Below are 16,261 nucleotides of genomic sequence, written 5' to 3' on the forward strand. Positions count from 1 at the left end.
ATGAAAGTTTTTTATTCATGGCAAAGTGACACTGAAGCTAAGTTCAATCGTCACTTTCAGCTAGATTGTCTCAAGGCTGCGGTTAAAAAAATTAATCGTGAACTAGAGTTAGATGAGCCTATTCGCGAAGATCATGACACAAAGGGAATCACTGGTTCTCCAGATATCGCATCTACGATTCTTAGTAAAATAGAAAGCTGTGAAGTGTTTCTGGCTGACATAACATTCGTTTGTCATTCTGAGCGTGAAAGAGCCCTTTCGAACCCCAATGTGTTAATTGAGTTGGGTTATGCTATGCACGCGCTAGGTAGCGGTAGGATTATTAATATTATGAATACCGCTTTTGGCGAACCTGAAGGCAAAATTCCATTTGATCTAGCGCATAAACGTTGGCCTATCACTTACAATTTAAGTTCTGGTAATCTTTCTGAAAAGCCTCAAATTAAAAGAGATCTAATTACACTACTTGTGCATGCTATCAAGCCGTTTGCAATACAACTAAAAGTCACAAAACCAGATTTTAAAAATAATGTTGAAAAGATAAAACATTCAGAAGAATTTAGAAAACAGCTAGGTGGCTATGTACAAAGTATCAATAATGAGGGATTGCGCCGTAAAGTTATAATTCGAGATATCGACCGTGTTGAGTCTTATCCCGAAGTGACTGAAGATGAGGGTATTTCACCTTGGTTTAAAGTTGAATTGGCACAACTTTATCACAGAGGGGTTCAAGTTCTTTTGAGGGTAGGTGCTATCACTCTATGTGATGATGGCACATATAGATTTCGTAATCACTCAAAAGATGAAAAAGGTGATGAGAGGGTTTTCCTAATAGGAGAAATTCCATTTTCTAACATTGTTACTATTAACTTTGATGGTGATGAATACGACTGTTTTCCCCATATATTTTGCCACTTTTCAGAACCAACTAGAGAGCCATACGAACGTTTAATTGTTTGCAAGGAAATTGAAATGGGTAATGGGCATAAATATTACTCAGAAATCGAAACGCTTGAACGTATGCAAAAGAATAGTGAAAAGTACGGTGTTAAGTCATTTGCCTAACAAGCACTAAGGTTGGTCAATGGGGGGACAAATCTGTACTATCAATATTGTACACAAAGTAAAGCGACTTTCGATACCTGAAGTAATCCATGACTTACTAATTTAGCAGAGTCGCTGACAAACTTTTGTCCAAAAGCTTGTTACGTTTCTAATACGTTACAGTTAATGAGCTAGTTTCGATATACAAAAAATAATGCGTGTCAAAACTCAAGACCTGCTCCTTTTTTATACGTGATGCAGGCGTCACTCGCTTAAGTCAACATCACTATACCGTGCATTAATACCACGCTAGAGGTTAATCTGGTTCGCATGTCAAAATAGCCGTCTGGACCTTCACTTTGGTTCTCTTCTCTCATTGACCTTTCCGCTCGCCAAACCGCAATGTAGCCTAAGATCAGAATCAGAGCTTTGTTACTAGATTGGTTTTCGAAGTTCTCAATTCCATTGCCCCACAAGATGCCAGACAAAAAGCTCAATATAACAACGCTATAGATGATGAATAGCGTTTCGCCGCTCAAGCTAAAGAGTTGGCTGTCGGTGAGCGATAACAATAGACCGAATAAAAAGGGGATTAAACCCATATAACCGAGCTTGACCATGGTGTTGCGTGTTTGAGTTTTCTCAATGAACCCTGACCTCATAACTGCTGCTCTATAGCATTTTTGAGGGTAGTACTGGTTGGCGATGTAGAACTCGGGAAGGTTGCTATCACTTTGCCTTCTTTGCTGACTAAGAACTTGTAGAAATTCCATTTCGGTTTAATACCAGCTTGTTGTTGGATCTCGGCAAAGACTGGGTTTGCGTCTGTTCCAGAGAGTGATGCACGCGCCATCATCGGAAAGGTCACGCCATAATCTAGGTAGCAGACTTTAGCAGATTGCTCCTCGCTTCCTCTGTCTTGGCGAAAATCATTACTTGGGAAACCAACAACCGTGAATCCTTTATTTTTGTACGTTTGGTGAAGCTGCTCAAGTTGCTTGAACTGAGAAGTGAAACCGCACTGACTTGCCGTATTTACAATCAATAACGTTTTACCTTGAAATTCTTCACACAGTTCAATCTCTTCGTTTGAATTTAACAGCCTTTGTTTGCCGTTAAGTATCTCAGGGCAGCTTGCTGAAAAAGCGAATGGACTTGTTAGGCTCGCGATTAGGGCGGTGGAGCACAGCAGCGAATATTTCATAGGTCTGACTCATTTTAGTTGGCGTATTTATTGTTACGGTTGATCGACTTAAAATGATCACGTTAAAGACCGTAATCGCTTAAGAATTTGTCATCAGTGAGCAAGTAGGGAGCCACTAAGAGCCTTTGGACTTTACATATCTATAGTTATTCATGATTAGTTAAAGGAATTAAAATTTAACTAATTTTTCCAGAGCATAAGGAAAAAAGGTCGTAGCACAATATTCATACGAACAATTCACACCTTAAGTGTTTAAATTAATATGCTCTCGTCATGCGATTTAAGTCACGTTTATCAGTGTTTTTTCTAGGTATTGTCTACTCTTTTCAAATGTTTAATTAGAGGCTGATATGGCAAAGAAAATCATCCTAGATACAGATCCGGGTATCGATGATGCAATGGCAATCCTATTTGCAGAAGCGCATCCAGATATTGAGCTGATGGGGATCACCACTGTTTATGGTAATGCGACGATAGACAACGGGACTCAAAATGCCCTTTATCTGAAGCAGAAATTTGGAATGAAGACGCTGGTGGCTAAGGGAACGGATAAGCCCTTAATAAGAGATCCCGTTGGAGCCACGGTTGTGGTGCATGGCGAGGCTGGATTTGGGGATGTGAAAGCGCCAAGTTCATTAGATGTTACAGCTATTGATAAGCCGGCTTATCAGTTCATTATCGACAGTGTTCGAGCTGAGCCGGGAGAGATTACTCTTGTGGCGGTTGGTCCTCTTACTAATCTGGCACTCGCACTTGAAGCTGCTCCTGATATCGTTGACTTGGTAAAAGAGGTGGTTGTTATGGGTGGCGCGTTCGGCGAAAACGACCACAGAGGGAACGTGACACCATTTGCAGAAGCGAATATTCATGATGACCCTCATGCTGCCGATAAGGTGTTTACGGCATCATGGCCAGTAGTCATTATAGGGCTCGATGTGACGGAGGAGAGCTTTTTTACCAGTCAATACCTTGATGAGTTGCGAGATGATGCTGGAGAAGTCGGGCAGTTTATTTGGGATGTTAGCCGTTACTACTTAAAGTTTTATTCTGAAAAAGTAGGAATGGAGGGTTGTCATGTTCATGACCCATCAGCGATTGCTTATGTTATCCAACCATCTCTTTTTACAAGTCGTAGTGGTCCTGTCAGGGTAGTCACAGATGGACCAGCGGAAGGGATGACTATTCAGAAAGCTGATCAACGTAACTATATGAATGATGAGTGGGGCTTATTTCCGGCACAACGGGTTGGTGTTCAAGTAGATAGCGCTACTCTACTCTCACTCTACAGAGAGACATTAATACACTATTCACAGCAGTAATAGTTGGCTCTGTCGTACATGTTGTGAAATGCGCGGCAGGCTCTTCCTCTAGATACAATGCGTAGAAACGCTCAAAGGCAATGTCAGCTTCATCTGCTCCAATTTAAACTGATCTGCACTATCAATACAAAACACCGAGCTAAGTGTTTTTCCATACTAAAAAGTAACTTCATTTACTAAATTTGCTAGCTCATTCCTGTCCGTAATGCGCCGGCTCTGTTTGCTTTACGTCCATTCGCTTATCGCTTCTTTATCAATCCAAAAGTCAGAGAACCACGATTAATGAGTGGTTGATTGTATTGTTTCCAGTTGGTTGATTTATACTAGGCTTAGGAATAAGGGGTAACGAATGTTGCTGTTCAGATCGTAAGTTGTAGATTTAGTTCCATTGAATTACGCAGCAAATCCTGTCAATAGTATAAAAATATAGTCAAATAACTTACCTGAGTTGACATATAGATTACAAACCCATTGAAAATTACTCTAAGATTCGCACATTAATCAAAGCCGAGATATTCCATGGTGTGGCGTAATTATATTTTAATTCTTGCTAGTCTTTTTTCCCACTTTGTTCATGGACAAAACATACAAAATCAATGGCAAGATCTATACCAAAAAACATGGCAGAAAGCGGGTTATACACTGACGCAAAATGAGCTTAGCCAATACCCAACTGCATTGCTAAAAAGTAGTGCAGTGTATCCAAATTTTGAGCAGGTTGGTTGGGAGGATCTACGTCTTATCAATCATGTTGCCATTAGTTGCCAATTTGCTTTATCGGACAAACCTGTTGTACAACAAGCCCTTGAGTTTGAACTCTCGATCTGTAATCAAGAAATACTGTCTGTTGATTGGTTTAATGCCAATAAACACCACCATCCAGCAGGCGGCAGTTTCGCCGATCGTTATTTAGAATCACACTATATTTCTAATACTGACTTACCTACTGAGTTATTGAAATTCACGACTCTTTCCAACCCTTTGCATCCTTTACACAGCCAACTAGTAATGTTGTCTGTATCAGGGCGTGATGCACTCCTCAATGGCTACCGAGCATGGTTGGAGGCGGAGACTTTATGGCTAGCAGGTGAAACCGGTTGGAAAGCAGTGCCAGCGACCATCTGGCAATCATTGGCAAACCAAGCCAATCTAACGTTGAACGGGGAAAGTTGTACCTTAGGTTACAGCAATTTATGTATCAGTGAAAAATCACCATCAACAATATCGCTGCAAATGATATTGCTGATCGTCACTCTACTTTTCGCATGCTTTCTTACCCGTTTGGCATTGTTGAAACACAAGCAGCGCCGTGAGAGACGTTTTATTTTACAACTGTTAACCCATGAATTACGTACACCTATTACGAGTTTGGGCTTAACTGTCGATATGTTTCGCCACAACTTTGATAACTTGGATGAAAGCTCTCAAGATATATTTTGGCGTTTAGTGTCTGATTACCAACGACTGGCACAGTTGACTGAAAACAGTAAAACCTACTTAAGTGCCTCAAAAAAAGAAGGGCTGATGTGCCAACGCGCCTCAATTGCAGGTTGGCTGGATTACCACTGCGAAAAAAATCAGGTCACGTATTATTTGAATCAAGATGAGCAACTTTATCTTCCTTATTATTGGCTCGCTATCTGTCTGGAAAATTTAATTAAGAATGCCAAACAGCATGGTGCAGGAGAAGTGATGGTTAAGGCTACAGTGTCGACAAACCTGAGTATTGAGGTAAGCGATCATGGGAAGTTTCCTTCACGGTGGCAGAGGTTACTTCAACACAAGCGAAGTGATTCAAACAATATGGGTATTGGCTTAGAAATAGTCGCACATCTCATCAAAATCATGAATGGAAAAATTATCATTCTTCACAACCCGACTCGCTGTATTTTGGAGCTGCCTTATGAGCACAATTCTGCTGATTGAAGATGATCAACTGCTCGGTCAAGGATTGGTGAGCTTTTTCAGTTCACATCAATTTAATTGCATCTGGGCGACCAATGCCGAGCAAGCCACTCAACTTTGGTATAAAGCCGATTTGGTGATCTTAGATCGACAATTAGTCGATGGCGATAGCTTGCAGCATTTATCACAGTGGTTGCTGTTAAAAGCCGTTCCCGTCATCGTGTTAACGGCAAAAATAGAGGTTGAACAACGTATTGAAGGCTTAATGGCTGGCGCAAAAGATTACGTCACAAAACCATTTTCAAGTGAAGAGTTGCTCGCCAGAGTTCACTCGCAGCTGCGCCCGATTGGCTCCAGTATCATGACTTACGCTGATATAGATATCGATTTGGGACAGCGAGTTGCACGCCTAAATCAGCGAGAGATTGCGCTCAAACCAAAGGAGTTCCAACTTTTGCTGTTACTGATACAAAATCAGGGGCGAGTTTTCCATCGGGATGAGCTTTTGAACAAAATCTGGGGCTATGAAGCGTTCCCCAGTACTCGAACCGTTGATAATCACATACTGCATTTACGACAAAAACTTCCTAGCCTCAATATCCAAACGCATCGTGGGGTTGGTTATAGATTGATTGAGACGCAAACATGAACAGAAGAATACTCCTCGGTATAACAAGTTTGGCATTGCCTATATCAGGGCATGCGGCTCTGTTTACCAACTCACCGTTGCAACATGCTTACCAAGCAACGCTTAGCAACCAGCCTCAACTTGCTTGGCAAGAACTTACCTTAGCGTTAAATCAGCACCGCATCGATAGCCGCTACTGGTTACCAATCAAAAATGAACTACTGGCGCAAACAGACTGTGGCAGCAAATTAACTTCGACACGGATAATGGATACTCAATTCCACCTTAGCCTAATTAAACGTTCAGGGCTTGCCTCCCAAGGTTATCAATTCAGACTAGCGACTGAAAATAACAACCAACCTCAACGTGTGGTCCTCACGTCACCTGAGGGCAATGTTTTGCTGTTAGATGATTTTATTGCTCATAACGGCTATCAAGAGATCGAAAGCGCTGAATTGTTACAAAAACCAGCCCAAGGTCTTTTTACACTCGTCGTTGGTGAAAATAAAACGTCACTTTTACTCGCGTTTCCTAACAATGCTTCTTGGCTGATGTTACTCAACCAATCTAACCAAACACTGGTACAGGTAACTCTACCAAAGCATGTTTCATCGTGTCCTCAAGCGGTCGCTAGTTGGCAGTGGTTTGACAAAAACTACAATCTTATTGATGGCAAAATCCCTTTTAACCGAAGTCTAGAATCATTACCTGATGATGCTAAAGTGAAAACAGAAGCTAAATTTCTTAGTGCCAGTGTTGAACTTGTTGAATATCAACAAGGTATTCGTATCGAGTACATTCAACGGTTGGCAATACCCTATCAATAAAATAGAGACATATAGGTGACAAGCTATTGATAAAACTTCGTTTAAATAACGCTATCGTTTTATTGGAGTTATACCATGTCATTGAACAAACTAGCACGTAGTGTGCTGTGCTCTTTACCTCTTCTTATTGCTACTAGCAGCAGTTACGCGAACCCAATTCAACTAAAAAATGGCAACGACTCGGTGTTTGTCTCGCCACAAACATTAGCCATTGAATGGAATACACTATCAATCAATCAGTCGGTGCTGAATGTTGAGAAAAAAACGCCTCAAAATTATCAAATCTTGGCGCAATCCGACAACGAAGCAACTTGGAAAGTACAGCCTTCAGGGCTTCACATTTCTGCCTCTTTGATTGATGGCAAGCTCTCACTTTCACTGTCATTACCAAGCAAACATCTTGTTCCTAGACAACACCCTATTGATGTGCAGTGGTTTAACCTCGATCAAAGTAAAAGCCAGACGCTCTATTTACCTTTTAGTGAAGGGATGCGAGTGCCACTTGGCAATTCAACATGGGCACGCTTTCTTATCGATAATTATTCAGGTGCCAATACCACTCAAGATTTGAAAATGCCGTTTTGGACCGTTGAACAAGGTGGTCGCTTTATCAATTATCTCCTGACCACGCCTACAAATAATGCGCTAACGTTTAATTCAGTCGACGGTCAGATCGATATGTTAGCATCTCATCAGTTCACCCAACTCAGCGCTGAGGAGTCATTCAATCTGGAGGTTACTCTTGGTGACAGCCCTCTCAGTGGTGCGCTCAATTATCGACAATATCGTCAGAAAATAGGTCAAGCCGATCCACTTAGCAATAAACTCAGCCGCAATCCGGATCTGAAAAAATTGATTGGGGCGAGTCACGTCTATCTGTTTGGTAAAGATCCTCTTAGCATCAGTGATGTCAAAGATTGGTTGGGATTAAAGGACTGGTATCTAGAGAAATCTGATCTAACTATATCCAATAATGTAAAACGAGAATTACTCGGCTTTGATAAGCAACAAGGTTGGTTCAGTCAATACCACAAACAATTACTTTTGGATTCGATTAGTGACTCTCTAACTAACAAGTTTAATGTGAGTTACCCCACGATGACCAATAATGCTATTGGTGAGCAATACCATGCCGCTCAGTCTATTTCGGCTTGGCTAGAGCGACACGCTGGTAACTATTTGATTCAACCGAACCGATGGGGGCAAGCACTCTCAAGCGATATGCTCAATAGCTTAAAAAAAGCAGGATTAAGTCAACTTTGGTTAGGTTTTGATAACTGGATGCCAAGTTTTTATCACCCAGAAATCACGCAACAAGCCAAGCAACAAGGTTACTTAGTTGGAGTTTATGACTCTTACAATACTGCACTCATTAAAGGAAGCAACGATGGTTGGCTAACCGCGAATCTTCCTGAAGAAATGCGCTTAGGCTGCGCTATTGAGCTTGCTAACGGTGAACAAAAATCAGGGTTTCGAGGTAATGGCTTCTACTTAAACCCAAATTGTCACTTTGATTACGTCAAACAAAGAATGCTTGATATTGTACGCTACGGGCAATTTAACAGCATTTTTCTCGATGTTGATGCAACTGGAATGGCTCGCGAAGATTATCGCGATAGCACGAGTCAATCAGCTATGTTAACGGCATTTAATCGCAGATTAGATTGGCTTGCTGAGCAACAAGGTATTGTACTGGGTTCAGAAGATGGCAATAGCCTAACCAGTAAGGGCATGGCGTTTGCCCATGGTTTAGAAACCGTGGGGTTTGGTTGGGTTGATAATGATATGACCAAGAATAAACAATCGAAATATTATTTGGGTCGTTGGTATCCAGATCATAAACCCGAATACTTTTTTAAATCAGCTGAGGTTAAAGAGCCATATCGCACATTGCTGTTTGCACCGCAGTATCGCATTCCGCTCTATCAAACGGTTTTTCATGATGAGATTATCAATACACATCACTGGCACAGCGATAGCTTGAAATTTAGTAATGTAAAAATCGAACGAGACTTGATTGCAATGCTCTACAACACGCCTGCAATGGTTCACTTGACTCGCGATGAAGCTCTCTCAGCAAGCAGTAACCGCATTGCTCAGCTAAAGCACTATCAAGATGGGTTCGCCCCTATTCATCAACAGCTTTGGAACCAAGCTTTGACCAACCATTCGTGGTTAGATAAAAATGGTGACGTTCAGCAAACAACTTTTGCTGATGGTAGTACGATCACTGCTAACTTCCTGTCCGTTCCATTTCAATATAACGGAACGTTAATTGATGCTTATTCAATTCTAGCCAAATTGGGTAATGGCGATATTATTAAGTGGCAAAGTCGATAATCATTGTGACTAAGTGACTAAGTGACTAAGTGACTAAGTGGCTAAGTGGCTAAGTGAGTGAGCGTTGGTGTCATTTCCTATAGTTGAGATAATCCATTGTTCACTTATTTGCTAAAGGCTCTGGCACATCTCTGTCTAAAACAGTCCCCAGACTATAAAACTATTTCGAGCTGAATTACTCAGAGCCAATAATAGAGCACTTCCATCAATACTTATCGCTGGTGGTTAAGCTTTCTAACTTCTAACTTCTAACTTCTAACTTCTAACTTCTAATTACATTCCAGCGTGTTCCTCTTTCCCGTATTTTAACTGCGTGAAAATAGTTTATGCTGAGGAAATAAATACGAGTAGCTGCTATGCAGGGTAGTATTCAATGTTTATAAAAGGTGGCTTAGCTGGATATGTTGATTCTTTGGCGTAAGCTGTTTTTGACGGTATCATTGATTTACAAAAGAGGTACAAAATAGCTAAAGAAAAGCTCCGAGAAGCTATACAATGCTTGAGCTGTGATCTCGCAGCATAGAATACTCATTCACAGAAAACCTTAAAGCAGCCACATATGTCTAAAGATTTCGATTTCACTACAGAATACACCCTCGACAAGCCCTTTTTTGCAGAGTGCTATGATCAAACTAGCCTCCCTGCTAAATTTCCAAAAGCCTATTTAAAAGGAATACTCTTTCTTTTTTTTGGTGTGGTCTTATTAGAATTTGAGCTATTACCCAGCGCTTACGTTGGTTGGTTCTTTATTGTTTTGAGTGTTATTGAAGCGTTCAGTGTTTATTGCAAGAGAACATGGTGGATATGGCGACAAACGGTCAGTTCGGGCGCAGGTAGCAAGGTGGTATTTAAACTTGGGTCTAGCGGTGTGAGTTATAAAAATGGTAAGAATAATCGTAGCATCACCTGGAATGAAATTGACCAACTTCAACAAACCGATTTAGGTTTTATTCTTCATATGGGTAAGCAGCGCCAATATGTCAGTAAGTCTTGCTTAAATGATGAAGCGATCGTGTTCATTGTAGAACAGCACGCAGCCTCGAAAACGAATTAGTGTTCATGTGCGAAAAGTTCATGTAATAAAACGAGAACGCTTAGGTCTTTAATTTTACCTTTGATAAGCGTTTCGGCTTTTATGGAATGAGAAGCATGTTTATATGCTTCTCATTTTTTGTTTTTAAAAATCCCAGTCTTCATCTTCCGTTGCGACAGCCTTACCTATGACATAAGAAGAGCCTGATCCTGAAAAGAAATCGTGATTTTCATCGGCGTTGGGTGAAAGGGCAGCCATAATTTCAGGGCTAACTTGGCACAGTTCATCGGGAAAAAGTGGCTCAAACCCAAGGTTCATGAGCGCTTTGTTCGCGTTGTAATGAAGAAAGTGTTTCACATCTTCAGTTAACCCTAACTCATCGTATAAAGATTCAGTGTATTGGATCTCCAATTCATATAACGAAAAAATCAGAGAAAATGCCTCATCCTTTATACGTTCTTGTTCAGTTTGACTGAGCTCATTAAATGCTTGTTGGAACTTGTACCCTATGTAGTAACCATGGATAGCTTCATCACGAATAATGAGCCGAATCAAATCGGCAGTGTTGGTTAATTTGGCTCGGCTTGACCAGTGCATTGGTAAGTAGAAACCAGAGTAAAACAGAAAGCTTTCAAGAAAGACGCTTGCGATCTTTTTCTTGAGTGGATCTTCATCGGCTTTGTAGTCTTTAAGAATGATGTGAGCCTTTTTCTGAAGCAGCTCATTTTCTTCTGCCCAGCGGAATGCTTCATCAATTTGAGGCGTTGTGCACAAGGTTGAGAACACCGACGAGTAACTTCTCGCGTGAACGGCTTCCATGAAAGCGATGTTGGTTAACACGGCTTCTTCATGTTGCGTTCGGGCGTCAGCCATGAGTGCAGGAGCACCAACAGTGTTTTGAATCGTGTCGAGTAATGTTAACCCAGTAAAAACACGTATGGTCAGCGTTTGCTCTTCTGGTGTCAGTTGTTTCCATGTTTGAATATCGTTAGACAGTGGCACCTTTTCTGGAAGCCAGAAATTAACAGTGAGTCGATTCCAAACTTCCAGATCTTTGTCGTCTTGTAATCGGTTCCAGTTGATGGCTCGGACTGGTTTCGGGTCAGTAATGGTTGTCATTGTGGGTTTTCCATTTTATCAAAGCGTACAAGAAACACAGCCGTCAACCTGAGTTCCATCTAATGCTTTTTGGCGCATACGAATGTAATAAAGTGTTTTGATTTTCTTTTTCCATGCATATATCTGCGCCTTGTTAATGTCACGAGTGGTGACGTTGTCGTTAAAAAACAAGGTGAGTGACAAGCCTTGATCGACATGGCGAGTGGCTGCCGCATAGACATCGATAATGGCTTTGGGCCCTATCTCATAGGCATCTTGATAATATTCAAGGTTATCGTTATTTAAGTAAGGCGCAGGGAAATACACTCGGCCTATCTTGCCTTCTTTACGTATTTCAACTTTCGCCGTTATAGGATGAATGGAGGCGGTGGAGTCGTTGATGTAGCTAATGGAGCCAGTAGGTGGGATGGCTTGTAAGTTACGATTGTACAGACCATGCTCCATTACTTGCGCCTTCAGACTCGCCCAATCATCTAGGTTGGGAAGAGGCAAATTCAACTGGTTCAGTAATTCTGTGACCTTTGTTGTACATGGTCGATATTCAGTTTCTAAGTAGTCGTCGAAAAAGACGCCGCTCGCATAAGTAGAGTTTTCGAAGCCGTGAAAGGTCGCTTCTTTCTGTCGAGCTAATCGATTAGACGCTGTGAGACAATGAAATAGTACGGTTGCAAAATAAACGTTCGTGAAATCAATGGCTTCTTTACTGTCATACAGAATACCTTCTCGGGCAAGGAACCCATGAAGGTTCATCTGCCCCAGCCCTATAGCATGGCTCTCGTCGTTGCCTTTACGAATTGAGGGAACGCTGTCAATGGCACTCATCTCTGACACGGCGTTGAGTGCTCTGATTGACACATCGATCGTTTGGGCAAGGTCGCCGCCATCAAGTGCTTTGGCTATATTGATTGAGCCCAAGTTACATGAAATATCTCGACCAAGGTGGGCGTAGCTCAGATCATCATTGAAATGCGACGCATCGTTAACTTGTAAGATCTCTGAACATAAATTGGACATGTTGATCCGACCTTCAATCGGATTGGCATTATTGACCGTATCTTCAAACATGATGTATGGGTAGCCAGACTCAAATTGAATTTCCGCAAGGGTTTGAAACAGGCTGCGCGCGCTAATCTTACTTTTACGAATTCGTGGGTCGTCGACCATTTCCGTGTATTTCTCGGTCACGCTTATTTCAGAAAAAGGTCTGCCATAAACTCTCTCTACATCATGCGGTGAAAAGAGATACATATCTTTATTTTGTTTAGCGAGCTCAAGCGTAATATCTGGGATCACAACGCCTAGGCTGAGGGTTTTTATGCGGATTTTTTCATCGGCATTTTCTCGCTTAGTATCAAGAAATTGCATGATGTCTGGGTGGTGAACGTTGAGGTAGACGGCCCCGGCCCCTTGCCTTGCACCAAGTTGATTGGCATAGGAAAAGCTATCTTCAAGTAACTTCATGACAGGCACGACACCTGAACTTTGGTTCAATATGCCTTTGATTGGAGCGCCTTGCTCTCGAAGGTTACTGAGTAATAGTGCGACGCCTCCACCTCGGCGAGACAGTTGTAATGAAGAATTGATCGCTCTGCCAATACTTTCCATATTGTCTTCAATACGAAGTAAGAAGCATGAAATCAGCTCACCTCTACTTTGCTTACCTGAGTTGATAAAAGTAGGCGTTGCGGGTTGGAATCTTTGCTGAATGATTTCAAACATAAGCTGACGTGCGAAGTCTTCATCGCCCCGCGCTAATGTTAGTGCGGTCATTACCACTCGGTCTTCGAAGCGTTCTAAGTAGCGTTTTCCATCACGTGTTTTTAGTGCGTATGAAGTAAAGAATTTATAAGCACCAAGGAAAGTGCGAAAACGAAATTTTACCTGATATGCCTGCCCCCAAATATCTTGAATGAATTCTGAGTTGTATTGCTTTATCACCTCGGGCTCGTAATAGCCTTCGTTAATTAGGTAATCCAGTTTTTCATTTAAGTTGTGGAAGAAAACCGTATTTTGGTTGACGTGTTGAAGGAAAAATTGGCGAGCAGCCTGCTGATCGGATTCAAATTGAATCTTACCTTGCTCATCCAGAAGGTTAAGCATGGCATTGAGCGCATGGTAATCCAGTGGCTCATGAGTGAATTGATTGTCCATTGTGTTTCCAAAACTTTGTTAGCCCTTGACGTACCGCTTGTACATCTTGAGGTGTCCCTGCAAGTTCAAATCTGTATAGAACGGGAACGTTGCATTTTTTAGCGATGACGGTGCCTGAATGAGCAAATAGTTCACCGAAATTTCGGTTCCCAGATGCTATGACCCCACGTAGTAAAGACCGAATATGTTGTTGATTAAGCGCTTGAATTACAGCCTTTGGGACGGCACCTTGACCAAAGCCATCAGCATAAGTCGGGCAGACTAAAACAAAAGGCTCGGTGATCTCCGGTTGCAGCTTGGTAATTTCAAGTTGTTGTTTGGTGATCTCAGGTTCTAGCTTGGCGATCTCAGGTAGTGAGCCACTTGTGCTATCGAGTAAGCGGATCGCGGGTAGCTTTAACTGCTCTATAAAACGTTGTGTGTTACCTGAAGCGCTTGAGTAATAAACAAGCATTAGCGTATTTGGCTGATCATATCAGGGCGAAATCCAGACCAATGTTGCAACCCTGCGACGACGACGGGCACCTGCCTATAGCCTAAGGACTGAATGGCCGTCATAGCTGAATCATCTTGTGTGAGATCCACGACTTTATGAGTAATTCCCTTTGTGCTAAGTGCTTTTACTGTCGCGGTACATTGAACACATTGAGGTTTTGAGTAAACGATTACATCCATTCCCGAATCCTTCTTGTTAATAATAATCATTATCAATTAATTTCTATATATAGTATTTACTTTTTAATGCGTGTCAACATCTAGTGCTTGCTCTCTTAGTCCACATAAACTTAATGGTTGATATTTAAATGGTAATCAATATCATTCTCACATACAGGGTCGAACGAGGAATGTAGAATGAGCGTCCAAAATTCAGGTTCAGCAGAAATTTCTATCCATGAAATGGAGTGGCAAGGCATACAGCTCACTGAGTCGGCGGTTGGCAGAATTACTCAGTTATCTTCAAATGGTCAGTTTTTTCACCTAAGCGTAAAACCGTCTGGGTGTACAGGATTTGCCTATAACGTGCAGTTGATAAATGAGCCCAAAGAGTCCGATGTGAAGTTTCATTCAAGAGGTGTCGATTTCTATATTGCACTAAGTGCACTACCAATGATTGATGGAACGGAAATCGATTATGTTCGACAAGGGTTGAATAGCAATTTGGTCTACCACAACCCCAACGTTAAGAATATGTGTGGTTGTGGTGAAAGCTTCGGAGTTTAAAAATGTGTGCGGTTGAAATGCAGCCAGAGGTCGAAGAAATACTGCAAACCAGCGGTTATAAGGAAGGTTTTTACACGGAATTATCTTCTGATACTTTGTCGACAGGGCTTAATGAACAAGTGATCCGTGCGATTTCTGCAAAACGAGAAGAACCAAGTTGGATGCTGGACTTTCGTTTAGATGCTTTTCGTAAGTGGCAACAAATGGAAGAGCCTCATTGGCTAAAAGCGAAATATCCTGATCTCGATTATCAAAGCTACAGCTACTATTCAGCGCCATCATGTTCTAAATGTGATAGCGAAACCGCTAAAGATGGTTCAAATGAGTACTTAACCTCTGAAGTTGAAGATGCATTTGAACAGTTAGGTGTACCAGTTCGGGAAGGCTCTGAAGTGGCTGTGGATGCGATTTTTGATTCTGTGTCTGTAACGACGACGTATCAAGAAGAATTAAAAAAGCAGGGCATTATATTTTGTTCATTCAGCGAAGCTATTCATGCCTATCCTGAACTGGTTCGACAATATTTAGGTTCAGTTGTCCCTGCTGATGACAATTTCTTTGCCGCGTTAAATGCCGCCGTTGCTTCTGATGGAACCTTTGTCTACATACCTAAGGGTGTTAGGTGTCCAAGGGAGTTATCCACTTATTTCCGTATTAACCAAGCGAAGACGGGTCAGTTTGAGAGAACCATTCTGGTAGCAGATGAAGACTCATATGTCAGTTATATCGAAGGCTGTTCAGCCCCAATGCGTGATACCTACCAACTTCATGCTGCTGTTGTTGAAGTGATAATCCACAAGCGTGCGGAAGTGAAATATTCAACGGTGCAAAATTGGTTCTCTGGTGATGAAGAGAGCGAAGGTGGGATCCTTAATTTCGTAACTAAGCGTGCTGTATGTGAAGGTGAGTACAGCAAAATGTCTTGGACGCAGTCGGAAACCGGCTCTGCGATTACATGGAAATACCCTAGCGTTATCTTAAAAGGCGATCATTCGGTCGGTGAGTTTTTCTCGGTTGCATTAACCAATGGTATTCAACAAGCCGATACTGGCACCAAAATGATCCATATTGGTAAAAATACGCGTTCGACCATTATCTCTAAAGGCATTTCCGCTGGGAAAAGTGAGAACAGTTACCGTGGGCTAGTAAAAGTATTACCAACAGCCGAGGGGGCTCGTAATTTTACGCAGTGTGATTCCATGCTTATTGGCACCCAGTGTGGTGCTCATACCTTTCCTTATGTAGAAGTCAAAAACCCAACAGCCCAAGTTGAACATGAAGCGACCACCTCAAGAATTGGGGAGGATCAGCTGTTTTATTGTGTTCAAAGGGGAATCAGTGAAGATGATGCTATCTCAATGATTGTTAATGGTTTTTGTAAAGACGTTTTTTCAGAATTACCGCTTGAATTTGCAGTTGAAGCTCAGAAGTTGCTCTCAATTAGCCTTGAACATAGCGTGGGGTAAACAA

15 protein-coding genes and 1 pseudogene are annotated in these 16,261 nt (G+C 41.8%); 9 read left to right on the forward strand and 7 right to left on the reverse strand.

The window, feature by feature from the left end:
- Positions 1–1,065 carry a hypothetical protein gene (locus F0226_RS11310; protein WP_171735737.1) on the forward strand — a complete coding sequence of 355 codons (1,065 nt, stop codon included), beginning with the start codon at positions 1–3 and terminating at the stop codon, positions 1,063–1,065.
- 251 nt (positions 1,066–1,316) lie between these two features.
- On the opposite strand, the gene F0226_RS11315 is transcribed toward F0226_RS11310, so the two are convergent.
- Both F0226_RS11315 and F0226_RS11320 read right to left on the reverse strand, forming a co-directional pair.
- The gene (locus F0226_RS11315) at positions 1,317–1,706 is read right to left on the reverse strand and encodes a DUF3429 domain-containing protein (RefSeq protein WP_171735738.1); all 390 of its coding nucleotides are present in this window, start codon (positions 1,704–1,706) and stop codon (positions 1,317–1,319) included.
- Positions 1,703–2,248, reverse strand: a complete 546-nt coding sequence (locus F0226_RS11320; protein ID WP_171735739.1) for a glutathione peroxidase — start codon at positions 2,246–2,248, stop codon at positions 1,703–1,705. Before F0226_RS11320 ends, F0226_RS11315 begins: the two co-directional genes overlap by 4 nt.
- Before the next feature lie 350 nt (positions 2,249–2,598).
- On the opposite strand from F0226_RS11320, the gene F0226_RS11325 reads away from it, so the two are divergent.
- The gene (locus F0226_RS11325; RefSeq protein ID WP_171735740.1) at positions 2,599–3,567 is read left to right on the forward strand and encodes a nucleoside hydrolase; all 969 of its coding nucleotides are present in this window, start codon (positions 2,599–2,601) and stop codon (positions 3,565–3,567) included.
- A gap of 228 nt (positions 3,568–3,795) precedes the next feature.
- On the opposite strand, the pseudogene F0226_RS11330 reads toward F0226_RS11325, so the two are convergent.
- Positions 3,796–3,904 (reverse strand): annotated as a pseudogene (locus F0226_RS11330) (IS5/IS1182 family transposase); the annotation flags it as partial.
- 182 nt (positions 3,905–4,086) lie between these two features.
- On the opposite strand from F0226_RS11330, the gene F0226_RS11335 reads away from it, so the two are divergent.
- From F0226_RS11335 to F0226_RS11355, 5 genes are all read left to right on the forward strand, one after another.
- Positions 4,087–5,493, forward strand: a complete 1,407-nt coding sequence (locus F0226_RS11335) for a DUF3404 domain-containing protein (RefSeq protein ID WP_171735741.1) — start codon at positions 4,087–4,089, stop codon at positions 5,491–5,493.
- Positions 5,471–6,121, forward strand: coding sequence for a response regulator transcription factor (locus F0226_RS11340; RefSeq protein ID WP_171735742.1), 651 nt, complete (start codon positions 5,471–5,473; stop codon positions 6,119–6,121). The genes F0226_RS11335 and F0226_RS11340 overlap by 23 nt, the downstream gene beginning before the upstream one ends.
- Positions 6,118–6,927 (forward strand): DUF2861 family protein, encoded by an 810-nt coding sequence (locus tag F0226_RS11345; RefSeq protein ID WP_171735743.1) that lies wholly within the window; start codon positions 6,118–6,120, stop codon positions 6,925–6,927. The genes F0226_RS11340 and F0226_RS11345 overlap by 4 nt, the downstream gene beginning before the upstream one ends.
- Before the next feature lie 75 nt (positions 6,928–7,002).
- The gene (locus F0226_RS11350; RefSeq protein ID WP_171735744.1) at positions 7,003–9,267 is read left to right on the forward strand and encodes a glycoside hydrolase; all 2,265 of its coding nucleotides are present in this window, start codon (positions 7,003–7,005) and stop codon (positions 9,265–9,267) included.
- 559 nt (positions 9,268–9,826) lie between these two features.
- Positions 9,827–10,321 (forward strand): YcxB family protein, encoded by a 495-nt coding sequence (locus F0226_RS11355; RefSeq protein ID WP_171735745.1) that lies wholly within the window; start codon positions 9,827–9,829, stop codon positions 10,319–10,321.
- A gap of 123 nt (positions 10,322–10,444) precedes the next feature.
- Here the strand turns inward: F0226_RS11355 and nrdF are convergent, their stop codons facing one another.
- The 4 genes from nrdF to nrdH are packed head-to-tail and all read right to left on the reverse strand — an operon-like array spanning position 10,445 to position 14,245.
- Positions 10,445–11,419: a class 1b ribonucleoside-diphosphate reductase subunit beta gene (nrdF, locus tag F0226_RS11360; protein WP_171735746.1), complete on the reverse strand. Its 975-nt coding sequence runs from the start codon at positions 11,417–11,419 to the stop codon at positions 10,445–10,447.
- An 18-nt stretch (positions 11,420–11,437) separates the two neighbouring features.
- Positions 11,438–13,570, reverse strand: a complete 2,133-nt coding sequence (nrdE, locus tag F0226_RS11365; protein WP_171735747.1) for a class 1b ribonucleoside-diphosphate reductase subunit alpha — start codon at positions 13,568–13,570, stop codon at positions 11,438–11,440.
- Positions 13,548–14,024, reverse strand: coding sequence for a class Ib ribonucleoside-diphosphate reductase assembly flavoprotein NrdI (nrdI, locus tag F0226_RS11370; protein ID WP_171735748.1), 477 nt, complete (start codon positions 14,022–14,024; stop codon positions 13,548–13,550). Before nrdI ends, nrdE begins: the two co-directional genes overlap by 23 nt.
- The gene (gene nrdH, locus F0226_RS11375; protein ID WP_171735749.1) at positions 14,024–14,245 is read right to left on the reverse strand and encodes a glutaredoxin-like protein NrdH; all 222 of its coding nucleotides are present in this window, start codon (positions 14,243–14,245) and stop codon (positions 14,024–14,026) included. The genes nrdI and nrdH overlap by 1 nt, the downstream gene beginning before the upstream one ends.
- Before the next feature lie 177 nt (positions 14,246–14,422).
- Here nrdH and F0226_RS11380 point away from each other — a divergent pair, with 177 nt between their 5' ends.
- Together F0226_RS11380 and sufB are read left to right on the forward strand one after the other, a co-directional pair.
- Entirely contained in the window at positions 14,423–14,791 is a 369-nt protein-coding gene (locus tag F0226_RS11380) for an iron-sulfur cluster assembly accessory protein (protein WP_171735750.1), read from the forward strand.
- Positions 14,792–14,793: 2 nt separating this feature from the next.
- Positions 14,794–16,257: a Fe-S cluster assembly protein SufB gene (gene sufB / locus F0226_RS11385; protein WP_171735751.1), complete on the forward strand. Its 1,464-nt coding sequence runs from the start codon at positions 14,794–14,796 to the stop codon at positions 16,255–16,257.
- The last annotated feature ends 4 nt before the right edge of the window (positions 16,258–16,261 follow it).

The sequence above is a fragment of the Vibrio sp. 99-70-13A1 genome, from assembly GCF_013114625.1.
GTDB lineage: Bacteria > Pseudomonadota > Gammaproteobacteria > Enterobacterales > Vibrionaceae > Vibrio.

What these genes read in the sequence shown, in the direction of transcription:
- F0226_RS11345 (WP_171735743.1), top strand. Translation starts at nt 6,118, where the DNA reads ATGAACAGAAGAATACTCCTCGGTATAACAAGTTTGGCATTGCCTATA.
- F0226_RS11335 (WP_171735741.1), top strand. Translation starts at nt 4,087, where the DNA reads ATGGTGTGGCGTAATTATATTTTAATTCTTGCTAGTCTTTTTTCCCAC.
- F0226_RS11310 (WP_171735737.1), top strand. Translation starts at nt 1, where the DNA reads ATGAAAGTTTTTTATTCATGGCAAAGTGACACTGAAGCTAAGTTCAAT.
- nrdF (WP_171735746.1), bottom strand. Translation starts at nt 11,419, where the DNA reads ATGACAACCATTACTGACCCGAAACCAGTCCGAGCCATCAACTGGAAC.
- F0226_RS11355 (WP_171735745.1), top strand. Translation starts at nt 9,827, where the DNA reads ATGTCTAAAGATTTCGATTTCACTACAGAATACACCCTCGACAAGCCC.
- nrdE (WP_171735747.1), bottom strand. Translation starts at nt 13,570, where the DNA reads ATGGACAATCAATTCACTCATGAGCCACTGGATTACCATGCGCTCAAT.
- sufB (WP_171735751.1), top strand. Translation starts at nt 14,794, where the DNA reads ATGTGTGCGGTTGAAATGCAGCCAGAGGTCGAAGAAATACTGCAAACC.
- F0226_RS11315 (WP_171735738.1), bottom strand. Translation starts at nt 1,706, where the DNA reads ATGAGGTCAGGGTTCATTGAGAAAACTCAAACACGCAACACCATGGTC.
- F0226_RS11340 (WP_171735742.1), top strand. Translation starts at nt 5,471, where the DNA reads ATGAGCACAATTCTGCTGATTGAAGATGATCAACTGCTCGGTCAAGGA.
- F0226_RS11350 (WP_171735744.1), top strand. Translation starts at nt 7,003, where the DNA reads ATGTCATTGAACAAACTAGCACGTAGTGTGCTGTGCTCTTTACCTCTT.
- F0226_RS11380 (WP_171735750.1), top strand. Translation starts at nt 14,423, where the DNA reads ATGAGCGTCCAAAATTCAGGTTCAGCAGAAATTTCTATCCATGAAATG.
- nrdI (WP_171735748.1), bottom strand. Translation starts at nt 14,024, where the DNA reads ATGCTTGTTTATTACTCAAGCGCTTCAGGTAACACACAACGTTTTATA.
- F0226_RS11320 (WP_171735739.1), bottom strand. Translation starts at nt 2,248, where the DNA reads ATGAAATATTCGCTGCTGTGCTCCACCGCCCTAATCGCGAGCCTAACA.
- F0226_RS11325 (WP_171735740.1), top strand. Translation starts at nt 2,599, where the DNA reads ATGGCAAAGAAAATCATCCTAGATACAGATCCGGGTATCGATGATGCA.
- nrdH (WP_171735749.1), bottom strand. Translation starts at nt 14,245, where the DNA reads ATGGATGTAATCGTTTACTCAAAACCTCAATGTGTTCAATGTACCGCG.